The organism is Trichococcus flocculiformis (assembly GCF_963662535.1).
In the GTDB taxonomy this organism is placed as follows: Bacteria; Bacillota; Bacilli; order Lactobacillales; family Aerococcaceae; genus Trichococcus; species Trichococcus flocculiformis.
The window spans coordinates 2088954-2102432 of the sequence record NZ_OY759718.1; the positions used below are offsets into that span (position 1 = coordinate 2088954).

Consider the following 13479-nt stretch of genomic DNA (forward strand, 5'->3'; position numbering starts at 1 on the left):
AATAATTATACCACGTGCCTAAATGAAAGGATAGAATTTCTGATGCAACTTTAATCAGAAGCAACTCTTAGGCGGCTTTGTGATCCCTACTCTGAAAACACTCCAGCAATGTCAGGAGTGACGGAAATAGGATAATCTCATTCAAGTAGAAAAAGGGGCACTCTTTCAGCCCCTACTATTATAGAATCGTAATGCTCTCGATGACAACGTCTTCGACAGGTTTGTCTTGAGCGCCTTTTTTCACGCCTTCGATAGCGTAGACCGTGTCCATGCCCGCTTCCACTTGTCCGAATACGGTATGTTTTTGATCCAACCAAGGCGTTCCACCGTTTGCAGCATACGCTTCAACGATTTCTTTAGGCCAGCCACCCGCTTCCAATTGGGCTAACATTGTCATCGGCACTTCTTTTGCAGTTACGATGAAAAATTGGCTTCCGTTTGTGTTCGGACCAGCATTAGCCATCGACAATGCACCATTGAGGTTGAACAGATTCATTGAGAATTCATCTTCAAAAGAATCTCCCCAAATGCTTGATCCGCCCATGCCAGTTCCTGTAGGATCGCCACCTTGGATCATGAAGTTGTCAATGACACGGTGGAAAATGATGCCGTCATAATAGCCGCTTTCAGCCAAACCTAAAAAGTTCTCGACTGTTTTCGGCGCCATGTCAGGGAATAAACGGATAGTGATATCCCCTTTATTTGTTTTCATAATGACTTTCTTATCGTTTTCTGTTGGTTGTAATTGTGGAAATAAACTCATTATTCATCCTCCTTTTTTTACATTTTACCACAAGATGCAAAAGATTAGTCCTCTGATTCTCCAAAAATGAAAATTCAATCCGTTTTTTCTTTTTCATTAGGTTGTATCTATCGATTCATGTTATCATAAATGGAAAGTAGATATTTAAGTGAAGGATGAAAAATAATGATGATTTTCGAGAATTTTCCCCTAATTTGTTCCCTGGCAGCTATCATGTTCACCCAAGCTTTAAAATATCCGATTGCAATCTTTTCAAAAGACAAGAAAACTTCTTTGTCGATTGTTACGACTACAGGGGGAATGCCCAGTTCCCACTCGGCGGCCGTCAGTTCGCTGATAACGGCGCTTATTCTGCAATACGGCATCGGCTCCGGTTATGTAGCCATCGCTACAACTTTTGGCGTCATCGTCATGTTCGACTCGATGGGAGTCCGTCGCCAGAGCGGCGAACAAGGGATCGTCCTCATAGATGCCATCAAAGAGTTGACCCGCTTGTCACTCAAGTTCCCGAAAAACGAACAGGAATTAATCGCTGAGGAAGCGGAGGAGAAAATCTACCCTGAAGAAATGGCCGTAAAAAAATACCTTGGGCACAAACCTTCGGAAGTTTTTGTCGGACTGCTGACGGGTATTTTTGTGACATTCATCGTCAGAATGTTCTACGAACAAATCTGATACCGCTCCGGGCGACATTTCGCCTGGAACATAAATAACGGAGGAAGAAAATTGACAGATAAAGAAATATACGACATTACCATTATCGGCGGCGGCCCTGTCGGCATGTTCACGGCATTCTATGCCGGCCTGCGGCAAGCCAAAGTCAAAATCATAGAAGCCCTACCCCAGCTCGGCGGCCAACCCGGCATGCTCTATGCTGAAAAAAATATATACGATATCGCAGGCTATCCCGCTATTTCCGGCGGCGACCTCGTAACGAACCTGAAAGAACAGATGGACCGCTTTGACACAAAGTTGGTTTTCGGTGAAGAAGCGTTTGAACTCGAAAAAAACGCAGATGGTATCTTCGAAATTCAAACGACCAAAAATCGCCACTATTCGAAAGCAGTGATCATATCCGCCGGCAATGGCGCTTTCCGGCCGAGAAAATTGGAAATAGAACATGCTGACAAGTACGAAAATACTAATCTGCACTATTTCGTGAACAACATCGAAAGTTTCCGCGACAAGACGGTTGCCATCTGCGGCGGTGGGGATTCGGCAGTGGATTGGGCCTTAACTTTGGAACCTATCGCTAAAAAAGTCTATCTGATCCATCGTCGGCCGCAATTCCGCGCCCAAGAACACAGCGTTCATCTACTGCAAGAATCGTCCGTTGAGATCATGACACCTTTCGTTCCTATCAGTGTCAACGGAAACGATGCGTTCTTGACGAGCGTAACCCTTCAGGAAGCCCGGAAGGATAATACGTTGGAATTAGACATCGATGACTTTTTGATCAATTATGGCTTTTCGTCTTCTATCGGCGGCATGAAGAAATGGGGATTCGAGGTTCAAGGAAATGCAGTTGTCGTGAACTCGAAGATGGAAACCACCATCCCAGGCGTTTATGCTATCGGAGACATCGGTACCTATTCCGGAAAAGTAAAACTGATCGCCACTGGATTCGGAGAAGCCCCAATAGCCGTCAACAATGCGATGGCCTACATCAATCCGGACACCCGCGTGCAACCGATGCACAGTACCAGTTTATTCTAGATTTTATGGAGGACTGTCTCTTTCAGAGATGATCCTCTTTTTGCTTGTAGGCATGGATAATCGGCCGATATCCATCTTTTTTCGCACCCCAGCATCCGAAAAGGTGAATACTTGGCCTTTATTCATGTTCCGTTCATCACACGTATAACCGACCCAATCCAAGGTGCTTCCATACAGCTTATGTCGCAGTATGCGAACGAATACAACTAAATAAAGCAGCCTCAAAATAAAATGAGAGCACCTTTTTTTTACTTCCTCAGGCAGCCTCTCTTCCAAGTCCACCAGTGTAGTGCAAATAATGAATCAAAAATGCCTCTTCTTTTGTTTTCACTTGTCATTCCTCTATAATAAAAGTATCAAATACGAATTCAGGAGGAATTTATATGGTAAAATCAGGCAGCGAGTTGCATGCACGAGCGGTAGTTTTAATGGAGGAACGAGGTGTGAGCGTCGAAGATATTGCAGACCTCGTTTTGCATCTCCAAAAGTCGTATGTAGAAAACTTGACTATGGATGAATGCATCGAGAACGTTAAGGCCGTGTTCCTGAAACGGGAAGTTCAGAACGCGATCATCACGGGTATCGAAATAGATAAACTCGCCGAATCGGGGGAACTCTCACAGCCATTGGCGGATATTATCCTGAACGACGAAGGGCTCTACGGCATCGATGAGATCCTTGCCCTTTCCATCGTCAACGTATACGGGTCCATCGGCTTTACGAACTACGGATACATCGACAAAGTAAAACCCGGCATCCTGCAGAAACTGAACGACAAATCCGATTCAGAGTGCCACACTTTCCTTGATGACATCGTCGGCGCCATCGCCGCCGCAGCCGCCAGCCGCATCGCCCACGACAACCCAAACAAAAGCGACATAATGAAATAGAGTGTGATGATTCGCGGGAGGGGATGAGCACTAAGAAGCTATTACGAGAACGGCCGCTTTTTGGCCGTGACGTAATAGCAGCTTAGGCGGAATCCCCTGCGAATCAGAACACGTTTTAGAGAGTGTGACAAATCCCGGGGAGAAATCGAGCACTATCCAAAACAATAACGAGCCTGAATTGCCATCATAGTAGATAGCAGTTCAAGCTCGTTTGTTTTATGTTGTTTTCACTTTTCTGCGTACCCAGAAGTACACTAGCACAAGCACCAGTTCAAGCAGCACGAAGACCAGCACAAAGCAGTGCATGAAGAAGTCTTGCGGCAACGCAAGTATGATCGGGTCTGTCCGCGCATCAAATATCCAGGCATCATTATTGAAGAAGACGCCGTGAAAAGCCACAAACAAACGATCAAAGTTCATGAAAATAATTGCCAAAGCCACCAGTGGAGCTGCGATCATCACCCTTAACGGAGTCATCATGCGCCAGTATCCCTGCTCTTTTTTCACCATCCGCAAAAATAAGCCGGTCGCAACAGCCGACACACCCAGTATGGCGTAATCCAGCAAAAACAGCTGTTTAACCTCATAAAAATGGAATAATCCACTTTCGGATGCCGGAAAATCGGGCATCTTCAACTCCGTGATCCAGGGCAAATTCAGATACTGCATCAAGATCCGATAATTATCCAAAATGATGTCTTTCGACAATCCAGTCATTTGCTCTATGTTCAAGTAATCAATATCAAAGCTGTAAAGCGGTGTAAAGTTTATCGTAAAAGCAATACTCGCACTCAATACCAGTAAAAACATGGCTACATAGCCAAAAAAATATTTCAGTTTTTGCCCCATCGCTACACTTCCCACTCGGACAGATCATTCACGATGTAGGTCGGTTGCTCATCCTTGCCTTCAATGTCCACCCGTTGCGAGAATCCGGTCAGGACCATCAATGTGTCGACACCATAATGGACGCCAGCCAGAATGTCTGTATTATAGTTATCCCCGACCATTATGACTTCATCTTTCTCCAACTTCATCCGTTTGATGGCTCCTGCCATGATGGTTGGATAGGGCTTTCCGATGATAAGTGGTTCTTTCTGGGTGCAAGCCTTCAGAAAGGCCGTCAACGCACCTGCACCTGGAATAAAACCTCGTTCTGTCGGCAAATTGGTATCAGGATTCGTCGCAACAAACTTAGCCCCTTGTTGGATCGCCAAACAAGCAGCCTCCAATTGTTGGTAGGTAACCCCCCGATCCAACGCCTGCAGGACAAAATCCGGATGCTCATCCACCATTTCAAACCCAGCTGACTGCACTTCTTGCTTCAATGATGCTTCACCGATGACAAGAACCTTTTTACCGATGTTCCATTCACTCAAGTGATCCAATGCCGCCATTGCACTCGTATAGATGTGGTCTTCCGTCACATCAATCTGGAAGTTTTTCAAAAGGTTCTCTTTTACCTCCGCGGCTGTCTTGGTTGCATTATTTGTGACGAACAGGAACGGAATATTTTTATCCTGAAGTTCTTTGACGAAGATTTCCGCTGTCGGGATACGCTCAGCACCTTTATAGACGGTTCCGTCCAGATCGATTAAATAACCTTTATACTTTTTGATGATATTCTCCTCCTGATCATTGCTCAATCTTTTTGATTTGGAAAGTTTTCTTCTGTCCTTTAGCAGATTTGGTTGTCGTAGCCTTTGGTTTATCCTTTGGTTGTGGATCCTTGTCGTTCACATCTTTGATAACAAATCCTTTTTTCTTCGGTTGAGTTTTCGGTCTTTCGGCATTTTTTATTTCCTTATTTTTGTTCGTTTGGGCCGGAGCATGGTTTGGCTTGGCAGCCGCTTGAGCAGTTGTATCGGCCGGCAGTTCTTCCCTGTTTGCTTCACGATTTTTCCGTTTACGATTGCGCTTGGTTTTTGTGATTTTTTCTTTGTCCGCGCGTGTTTTTTCAATCACGAAATAGGCACAACCAAAATTGCAGTACTCATAGAGATAATCCTCCAAAAAGCTGATTTTCTTATCTTGAGCAACTTTACTGTTGTTGTTTCTGTAAAAGCCCTTCAGACGCAACTGATCATAGCCCCAATCCCCAACGATATAATCGTACTTACTCAAAATGGAGGTATATCTTCCGGCTAACGCTTCAGGATCAAAGCCTTCACGGTGATCAATGCTCAATTCGTATTCTTGGGTACCCACCAACAGACGGTTATCGTCCAATAACTTAACAATTTCTTCTTTGTGGTCGTTCTTTTCCGACCCAGTATCATCAGCAATAGTTTCCAGCAAGGAGTCCACTTGCGTTTTCAATGCCTCATCAACTATTTCTTTTTTATCCACGATAGCACCTCACATTTCTCTCATTATGGGAAATTTATTTTCCAAATGCAGACCGAACACATCCCTTAGGAAATACGGGAACAGCAGTCGGCTGCGGCCTTCGTTTTCAATTGTCGGGAAATAGCTGATGTAACGGAAATGGTCCACCGTCACAAAGGTGATGTCTTCTTCATCGAAAATCTGCTTACCTCCCACTATCACGTGGTTGGTGAGCGGATCAACTTCGAAACCCCGGTAGCAGAGCTCTCCGAAAATTCTTCCCCGGAAACCCATGCCGGTTATTTCCTTCGTCATCAGTTCTTCACGTTGCGATTCCATTTCCTCGATCATAGCTTTAAAATCCCGTCCTGTCAGCGTGCATTCCAGTAAGCGCATCGGATGCGGAAGGATTTGATGCAGATGGTTTTTGGTGATGATCCCTTCCGGTAGATCCTCCAAGAACAGTCCTGAGTTCAGGATAGCAAATGGCGTACCGGCATATTCAGTCACCGCGTCCAAACCCAAAAGTAATAAATCATTGATATGACCTTCATCTGCTTTCAATTTAACTGGATTATCCGCAATCGGAATCGCAGACAGGAGATTCTCTCCGCGTTCTTGCAGTTCCTCGACTTCCGCACGATCGCCAGTTTCTTCCGGAAGAGTAGTTGCTTCAATCAACTCGGCTTTTCGATCCAAAATCCTGTCGGAATCATAACTGACCGTGACATGCCCGATGTATTTCCCGAACTTACCCGCGCCCAACAATAGAGACTCATCCACATGCTTGCCTTCCGGAAGTACATGATGCGTATGCGCTCCAATGATAATCGGAATGGAGCGGTACATTTCGCCGATATGGATATCCTCGATGATGCCGACGTGCGAAAGTAGGATGATCAAATCAACGGACGGCGCTACTTTCAACAATATTTTCGGCAGCACTTCATCCGATTCCTTCGGGTCCCAACCGTTCGGAACATAGCTGAGATAAAGAGGTGCCGTCAAGCCGATGATCCCAACCTTCAGACCGCTGGACAAAGTCTTGATCAGATATGGTTGCGCCCAAGTTGGCAGAGCATCCGTTTCCGGATCGTAGAGATTTGCCAATACAACAGGGAACGCGGCATCATCGTACAATTCGTCCAACTGGCGTTTGTCGTTACCGATCCCTTCATTGTTGCCGATTGTCACGGCGTCGAAGGGAACCTGGTTCAGCAATTCGATGTTTGCTTTGCCGTTGGTGGCCTCCGTTAAAGGGTGCACCCTGTCGCAGGCATCACCTATGTCGAAAAGCAGGACTTCTTCTCCGTTCATTTCATGGAAAGCTTTCTTTTCCAACAAAAAGCGTCGGATCTTCGGCCAATTTTCAAAATGCGAATGCAGATCATTGATATGGTAGATGTGCAAATTCTTCATGATACGTTCTCCTTTTCCGTTGACAAAGAGGAACGTGCTTCATTCATCTTTCTCTTTAGTAATCTCTTCAACTTTGGCGTGCGCTGCTATCATCAGGTCGGCAGGACTGAGCTCAATCTGCGTACCGCGTTTTCCCCCGGATACGAGCACGCTCTTTTCATCAAGGATATGATGCGACAAATAGGTAGGAAAAGCCTTTTTCATCCCGATCGGCGAACAGCCGCCTCGGATATACCCGGTGGTTGCTTCCAGATCCTTCAAAGGCAGCATTTCGATCCGTTTATTGCCGCTGACTTTCGCAAAAGCCTTCAGGTCCAGTTCGTTCTGCGCCGGGATGACCCCAACGACAACACCTGTCTTATCGCCGACCGCTACAATGGTTTTGTAGACCGCGCCGGCATCCTGACTCATTTTTTCAAGAATGGACAGCGCATCGAGGTGGTCCTCCGACCAAGCGTATTCGTGGACTGTATAGGAGCACTTCTGTTTATCCAACATGCGCATCGCATTTGTTTTGGTTATTTTCTTATTTTTCACTGTCATCTTTCCTTTTTGTCTGATAATGCCTATTTTACCATATGTATAGGGATTGCATCCGGAAAAAGTGATGGTTCCTGCATAAAAAAGCGCAAAAAAAGGGACTTCCCAGCGCAATGCTGCGGCAGTCCCTGATATTTTGACGCTGGATTCTGATCAGTGCTCCAAGTTTTCGGCATGGAGCCCTACTCGTTTGGCCAAGTCAATGAACGTTTCTACTTCTTTATCTGAAAGGACAGAAAATATATCTGCGATATACGCAGCATGCAATGGGAAAATGCGGTCCATCAATTTGCGTCCTTCTTCGGTAATGGCTGTAAAAATAACACGGCGGTCAGTTGCACATGGGATGCGTTGCACTAGCCCTTTGCTCTCTAATTTATCGACAACGTACGTCAAACTGCTGCTGGCTAGCAAGACTTTCTTTCCGATATTTTGGATCGGTTGCTCTCCTTTATGATACAACAATTCCATCACGGCAAATTCGGAAAAATTCAAACCTTGCTTCATCATATCTTTCTTCAGTTTGTCCTGTACATGTTGGGATGATTTAAATAACACAGTAAGGGCCTTCAAAGTATCGCGATCTGTTGCAGACATCGTAACACCACCTCCCTTTAATATTTCGATTTCGAAGTAATAATAGCACGAAAGAAAAAGTTTGTCAAAATATACAAACGCTTGCATGATGGGAATAATAGCAGAATGTTTCATAATTGGGGAGCAGAGTCCAAGGCATAAACAGGCTGATTCCAAAAACGGCAAACAGTACACCCAAAATTACATGAGATGTATTTTTAATAATAGCTGCTTCTCGGTGATGAATCAGGAATTCCCTAATACACACGCTCAGCCAAATGTACTATACTATCTGAATAGCATATCACAAACAATCTTCATTACGAGGATATTGTTAACTATAAGCAACAAAAATCATCTGGTTTTTGCCAGACTTGAAGGAGACTATCCATTTGAAAAAATACCTATACATCGGCATGGGTTTCTTGACGTTCGGTCTCGGGACTGTCGGGATGTTCTTGCCGTTCCTGCCTACAACTGTCTTCTATCTGCTGACCGGCTTCTTCTGGGTCCACAGTTCGGACCGTTTGCATAAGCAATTCGTCGAATCGGAAAAATACAAGCAATACATCGAGGAGCCATTAGTGAAGAAAAACATCACGAACCCAGGAATGGTCCGGATGTTCGTGATGATGCTCTTTGTCTTTGCGATCCCTTTTGCACTGACCGACAGCGCGTTGTTGCGCATTGTACTGATAATCGTATACTTGGCCCACCTGATCGGATTGACCTGGCATTTGCGGTTCAGGAAATCGAAAAAAATGTAATACCAGCAATTTACTTCGATAAATATTCAATCGCCTTGCGGTATTTCTCTGCCCGCTCCCTGTCTTTTTGGGTGATCTTCTCCAGACGGCTCAAATCCGAATTGTGCTTCAGATCCGCCAGCTTCACGGCAGTGGCCAACCGGTTCTTTTTAACACCAGCCATATATGCGGCATAGTTTTGGTTATGCTTTTTGGTCAATGCTTCAACAGCTTCTACAACATTGTCCGGCAAACCCTTCGCCAGCAACTCACTTGCCGTCACGTCCGTGTCCTCGATGATATCATGCAGCAACGCGACAGCCTTCTCTTCATCCGTCGTCACCTCCGCAGCCACTTGCAAAGGATGCAGGATATAATCCAGTCCGGCTTTATCCGTCTGTCCGGCATGCGCTGCTTTCGCTATTTCAAACGCCAATTCTTCCAACATGATGGCACCACCTTTCTCATCCATTATAATCGACTTTTCTGCAAAACAAAAAAAGGATTAGCGTGAAGTTTATGTCAGTATCTTAATCAACGTGACAACTGTAAAAATGCGGGACCAAGATTGTCGCATGTTACTTGCGTATTCGACAATTGCAGTGCGATTTAGAAGCAATTTGCCGAATGTTTCTCGACATTCGACAATCTCGTCCCGAAGTGAAAGCAATTTGCCGAATGTTCCTCACCTATTCGGCAATTTCGGCCCATTTTGTTGAGTAGTTTGCTTTCTTGAGAATTTTTTGCTTGTCAGAACTGAAAGAGACAGTGGATACGAGTGAATTTATCTCCCGTTTCCACTGTCTCTTATTTTTAAATACCCTTAAGTTAATGACGCTGAGCGTGCACAGATTCTTTTGTTATTTATACTTCAATTTTGAGATCAAAATGATCAAGGCCAAACAGAAAGTGACGACATTTGCGATGAAAAGCGCCATATCACCAATCCTGTATCCGTGCACCATCCATAAAAAGATACCTATCACTGACATAAGATACATGCCCAGCGAAATGGCCTTTGTGTCCTTTGTCTGTAAAACTTTGATCACCTGCGGCAAAAATGCCAATGTCGTTAATACGCCTGCGATTGATCCAATCATGTTCTTTTCCCCCTGATTTGTATGTTTATTTTAGTTTGTAGAGCAAGTAGTCCAGACAATCGATTGCCTTCTGGTCCTCATGGATCTTATCCAACAAGCCATGCCTATGTTTTTTCAGTATCTCTATCTGTTTTAGTTGCTCGTTCTTTTTCCGATAGTAAAGGAAAGCAGCGATGGTTTCCTTCGTGCAACCGGCATCCTTCAGATTTGTGATCAGCATTTCTTCAGTTATGTCCATTCACCCCACTCCTCTTGAAAATAGAATACCTCTAACCTACAACAACATCAAATACCTATATCAGATACCTTGACATACTTGAAAGGCATAGCAAGGAGCGTTAAAATGGTACTGAAGGAGTGGAAGACATGGAAATAAGAGTGTTGCAGTATTTTTTGACAATCGCAAGGGAACAGAGCATTTCAGGAGCGGCAGAATTTTTGCATATTACGCAACCGACCCTTTCCAGACAAATGAAGGAACTGGAAGAGGAACTCGGTAAGCAGCTTTTCATCAGGGGTAACCGGAAAATCACTTTGACGGATGACGGCATGTTGCTGAGAAAACGGGCTGAGGAAATCATCCAGCTTGTGGAGAAAACCGAGTCGGAAATGAATACGGACACTACTGAATTCAGTGGCGACATTTATATCGGCGGTGGCGAAACCAAAGGCATGCGGATCATTACGCGCGCAATCAGCAAAGCCCAATCGGAGCACCCGCTTCTCAAATTTCATCTGTTCAGTGGTAATGCCGAGGATGTCACGGACCGTTTGGATAAAGGTTTACTGGATTTTGGGGTTCTTGTGGAGCCAACGAACATGTCCAAATATGATTTCATCAAACTGCCGACAAAAGATATCTGGGGTGTCCTGATGAGGAAAGAGAGTCCAATGGCTGTTTTGGAAAGCATCACACCGAAGGATCTGAGGGATAAGCCGGTCATCTGTTCGAACCAGCTTCTGGTCAAAAATGAAATCGCCGGCTGGCTCGGTGGCAATGAACGCAGCCTGAATATCGTCACATCCTATAACCTTCTCTATAATGCCTCCTTGCTCGTGGAGGAAAACAGTCATTATGCGCTGTGCTTGGATGGCATCATCCATACCGGTGAGAGCAGCGATTTGTGCTTCCGTCCGTTGGAACCGCGGCTTGAGGTCGGGCTTCATTTTGTATGGAAGAAATATCAAGTGTTTTCAAAAGCCTCGGACTATTTCTTAAGGTTGGTGCAGGAAGAGGCTCAGAGACAAGTCGACCGTTGATTTTCGGATGATTTGTCTGATTGATTTCGCCAGCTCCGGCGACGAGTATCCTTAGCGTAGGTGAAGGCTGTGATCAATTGGCCAGCTCCCCTCAGCCATCATTCGCCGGAGTTGCATACTTATTTCATGTCTTACCACCGCTGGAGCCTTGCCTCGCCGGTGGTAAAGAACCCCACGCAGCCTATTCGTTCAAAATAAAAAGCCCAAGTCTATCTATTGCGACTTGGGCTTTTTATTTTTTTAGTGAATCAAATGATGGTGGTATCAAAACTGATGCTGGCAGGATTGATCAAGGTATCGCCAACTGGGCAATGTGATTCAACAAACTCTACGAAATGATGGATCTCCTCTTCGGTGTTATCAGCTTTGACGCGGTATGTCGCGTGAATGTCAGTGAAACCGATTTTGACGTTCTCATCACCCAAAAATCCGTCCGTGTTCAGGTTTCCGCTCACTTCAATTTCCAGTTCATGAAGTTTGATGCCGAGCTTTTCGGCAAACATTCTTCCGGCGATGGCTTTACAGCTGCCTAATCCGGCAAGCAATGCCTCCACCGGGCTCAATCCGATGTCAGTACCTCCGAATGCTTCCGGCTCATCCAACACGATGGACTTGCCTCTGGCTTTGTTGATCACCTGGAAATTTTCGTGCAAACTGGTCGATGTGACTTTGTATAGTTGATTTGGCATATCTGCTTCCCCCTTTTAGATTAAAATTTGGTAAGGAAAGAGTACCATCTTCCGGGGCGTTTGGATAACATGCAAATTCGAACACATTTGATAGACAAAATCGAATGAACCCATGCAGAAAATCCAGTCATTGGACTATGTACGGTTTTTATTTCTTTTTTACGCTGAATCAGATATGATTAGAACGGCAGGAACAAACGTTCTCGCTTATTTTGTTTTTGAAAGGATTCAACATGACTGGAAAAACACACCTAGCGGTAGGGACTGCCGCCAGCTTGCTGGTTACGCAACCTTCCACGCTGAAAGAACTATTTATCTGTATCGGCGTCGCGATCGTCGGGTCCGTCATCAGCGACATCGATGTCAGCACCTCGGAATCCCATCAGACACTGGACTGGATACTTGGTTTGATACTGGCGGTATCGGTCCTGTTGGCATTCGCGGAGTCCAGATGGTCACTCGGGATTTTCTCAGCCATCTTGAACGATAGCTCCTACTCTCGGATTTTTTTCGGGACCGTCATTTTCTTGGGTATCTGCATCTTCGGAAAGGAACAGCCGCATCGGTCGTTTCTTCATTCCTTCCTTGGACTGACCTTGCTGAGCATGGCTGTCTATATTCTGTCTTCGCTGTTGGTCCCTTATTTTGCGGTTGCGATGGCATCCCATATTGCGATCGACATGCTGAACCACAAACGCGTGAAGCTATTCTATCCGCTGCCCGGCGGCATCCGCCTCGGCTTGTGCAGCGCGAACGGCATCGTGAACGACTGGTTGTTCAAAATCGGCAGTCTGGTAGTCGTCATCGAAATGGTCCTGCTGATCGGCAGAATGGGATTGGCATTCTTTTCATAGCTCTAAACTAAAAAACACAAGTATTCCGGCAACAGTTTAGCCGGGATGCTTGTGTTTTTGTTCATGACCGGCCGCAGAGTTGCTCCGTACTCCCGTGAGATTAGTCTTGGTCGGAGGTGGAATTCCGGATACCCCCTTCCTCCGGTTAAGCGGTCTTTGCAGGCGTTAAGACGCTTTAACTTTGCTGTTCTTCGGCGAAATCTGCTTTCGTCGGAACTGGAATCCCTCTATGCAGTCCTCTCAAATCCGTTCGAATTGTCTGAACCATTTTCTTTTGTACGTCAGCCGCCCATAATCACCGATGACATACTTGCGGTATACCCCTCTGCCAACACGGAAAGTGATGCGTTCGCCGCCGTCTATTTCGAATGTCAACACGTAGGTTGTTGTCGTAACCATAGAATCACCGTTCATGTGGCTCGCGTTCTCCGTATCTTTCCCAATCAATGTAGCTTTTTCGGTAACCTCAACGGCAGTCAGATTCAAAACCATATTTATGATCAGATATCCAAATACACTGATGATTCCGATACTCACCAGAGTCATTATCAACTCAAAATTCTCACCCATGTTCCATCACACTCCTTGTTAAAATAAT

General features: G+C 45.3%; 18 protein-coding genes. 6 read left to right on the top strand and 12 right to left on the bottom strand.

Annotation, left to right across the window (positions count from 1 at the left end; genetic code table 11):
• Positions 1-178: 178 nt before the first annotated feature.
• Positions 179-763 carry a peptidylprolyl isomerase gene (locus ACKPCD_RS10025; RefSeq protein ID WP_276646617.1) on the bottom strand — a complete coding sequence of 195 codons (585 nt, stop codon included), beginning with the start codon at positions 761-763 and terminating at the stop codon, positions 179-181.
• A gap of 165 nt (positions 764-928) precedes the next feature.
• On the opposite strand from ACKPCD_RS10025, the gene ACKPCD_RS10030 reads away from it, so the two are divergent.
• From ACKPCD_RS10030 to ACKPCD_RS10040, 3 genes are all read left to right on the top strand, one after another.
• Positions 929-1438 carry a divergent PAP2 family protein gene (locus ACKPCD_RS10030; RefSeq protein ID WP_068561189.1) on the top strand — a complete coding sequence of 170 codons (510 nt, stop codon included), beginning with the start codon at positions 929-931 and terminating at the stop codon, positions 1436-1438.
• Between the two features lie 51 nt (positions 1439-1489).
• Positions 1490-2479: an NAD(P)/FAD-dependent oxidoreductase gene (locus tag ACKPCD_RS10035; protein WP_068561188.1), complete on the top strand. Its 990-nt coding sequence runs from the start codon at positions 1490-1492 to the stop codon at positions 2477-2479.
• Between the two features lie 383 nt (positions 2480-2862).
• On the top strand, positions 2863-3369 hold the full coding sequence (locus ACKPCD_RS10040) for a phosphatidylglycerophosphatase A family protein (protein ID WP_086990661.1): 507 nt from the start codon (positions 2863-2865) through the stop codon (positions 3367-3369).
• Between the two features lie 216 nt (positions 3370-3585).
• Here ACKPCD_RS10040 and ACKPCD_RS10045 read toward each other — a convergent pair whose 3' ends face one another.
• From ACKPCD_RS10045 to ACKPCD_RS10070, 6 genes are all read right to left on the bottom strand, one after another.
• Positions 3586-4179 carry a TIGR01906 family membrane protein gene (locus ACKPCD_RS10045; RefSeq protein ID WP_321434557.1) on the bottom strand — a complete coding sequence of 198 codons (594 nt, stop codon included), beginning with the start codon at positions 4177-4179 and terminating at the stop codon, positions 3586-3588.
• A 41-nt stretch (positions 4180-4220) separates the two neighbouring features.
• Positions 4221-5015: a TIGR01457 family HAD-type hydrolase gene (locus ACKPCD_RS10050; protein WP_232309312.1), complete on the bottom strand. Its 795-nt coding sequence runs from the start codon at positions 5013-5015 to the stop codon at positions 4221-4223.
• Positions 5005-5718, bottom strand: a complete 714-nt coding sequence (locus tag ACKPCD_RS10055; RefSeq protein ID WP_321433087.1) for a YutD family protein — start codon at positions 5716-5718, stop codon at positions 5005-5007. Before ACKPCD_RS10055 ends, ACKPCD_RS10050 begins: the two co-directional genes overlap by 11 nt.
• Positions 5719-5727: 9 nt before the next feature.
• Positions 5728-7116, bottom strand: coding sequence for a bifunctional metallophosphatase/5'-nucleotidase (locus ACKPCD_RS10060; RefSeq protein ID WP_321433088.1), 1389 nt, complete (start codon positions 7114-7116; stop codon positions 5728-5730).
• Positions 7117-7155: 39 nt separating this feature from the next.
• Positions 7156-7659 (bottom strand): Cys-tRNA(Pro) deacylase, encoded by a 504-nt coding sequence (gene ybaK, locus ACKPCD_RS10065; RefSeq protein WP_321433089.1) that lies wholly within the window; start codon positions 7657-7659, stop codon positions 7156-7158.
• 150 nt (positions 7660-7809) lie between these two features.
• Positions 7810-8253, bottom strand: coding sequence for a MarR family winged helix-turn-helix transcriptional regulator (locus ACKPCD_RS10070; RefSeq protein ID WP_068561182.1), 444 nt, complete (start codon positions 8251-8253; stop codon positions 7810-7812).
• 371 nt (positions 8254-8624) lie between these two features.
• On the opposite strand from ACKPCD_RS10070, the gene ACKPCD_RS10075 reads away from it, so the two are divergent.
• The gene (locus ACKPCD_RS10075) at positions 8625-8999 is read left to right on the top strand and encodes a YbaN family protein (RefSeq protein ID WP_321433090.1); all 375 of its coding nucleotides are present in this window, start codon (positions 8625-8627) and stop codon (positions 8997-8999) included.
• Between the two features lie 10 nt (positions 9000-9009).
• Here ACKPCD_RS10075 and ACKPCD_RS10080 read toward each other — a convergent pair whose 3' ends face one another.
• The 3 genes from ACKPCD_RS10080 to ACKPCD_RS10090 form a co-directional block, all read right to left on the bottom strand.
• Positions 9010-9450, bottom strand: coding sequence for an HD domain-containing protein (locus ACKPCD_RS10080; RefSeq protein ID WP_321433091.1), 441 nt, complete (start codon positions 9448-9450; stop codon positions 9010-9012).
• Positions 9451-9838: 388 nt separating this feature from the next.
• Entirely contained in the window at positions 9839-10078 is a 240-nt protein-coding gene (locus ACKPCD_RS10085) for a SemiSWEET transporter (protein WP_276642063.1), read from the bottom strand.
• Between the two features lie 25 nt (positions 10079-10103).
• On the bottom strand, positions 10104-10316 hold the full coding sequence (locus ACKPCD_RS10090) for a hypothetical protein (protein ID WP_218142764.1): 213 nt from the start codon (positions 10314-10316) through the stop codon (positions 10104-10106).
• 128 nt (positions 10317-10444) lie between these two features.
• Between ACKPCD_RS10090 and ACKPCD_RS10095 the strand changes: the two genes are divergently transcribed.
• Positions 10445-11338: a LysR family transcriptional regulator gene (locus ACKPCD_RS10095; RefSeq protein ID WP_321433092.1), complete on the top strand. Its 894-nt coding sequence runs from the start codon at positions 10445-10447 to the stop codon at positions 11336-11338.
• A 248-nt stretch (positions 11339-11586) separates the two neighbouring features.
• On the opposite strand, the gene ACKPCD_RS10100 is transcribed toward ACKPCD_RS10095, so the two are convergent.
• Positions 11587-12027 carry an OsmC family protein gene (locus ACKPCD_RS10100; RefSeq protein WP_276642057.1) on the bottom strand — a complete coding sequence of 147 codons (441 nt, stop codon included), beginning with the start codon at positions 12025-12027 and terminating at the stop codon, positions 11587-11589.
• A gap of 233 nt (positions 12028-12260) precedes the next feature.
• On the opposite strand from ACKPCD_RS10100, the gene ACKPCD_RS10105 reads away from it, so the two are divergent.
• Positions 12261-12881 carry a metal-dependent hydrolase gene (locus ACKPCD_RS10105; RefSeq protein WP_276642056.1) on the top strand — a complete coding sequence of 207 codons (621 nt, stop codon included), beginning with the start codon at positions 12261-12263 and terminating at the stop codon, positions 12879-12881.
• 240 nt (positions 12882-13121) lie between these two features.
• Here the strand turns inward: ACKPCD_RS10105 and ACKPCD_RS10110 are convergent, their stop codons facing one another.
• Complete coding sequence (locus tag ACKPCD_RS10110; RefSeq protein ID WP_321433093.1) at positions 13122-13451, bottom strand: DUF2500 domain-containing protein; 330 nt, start codon at positions 13449-13451, stop codon at positions 13122-13124.
• Positions 13452-13479 lie beyond the last annotated feature (28 nt).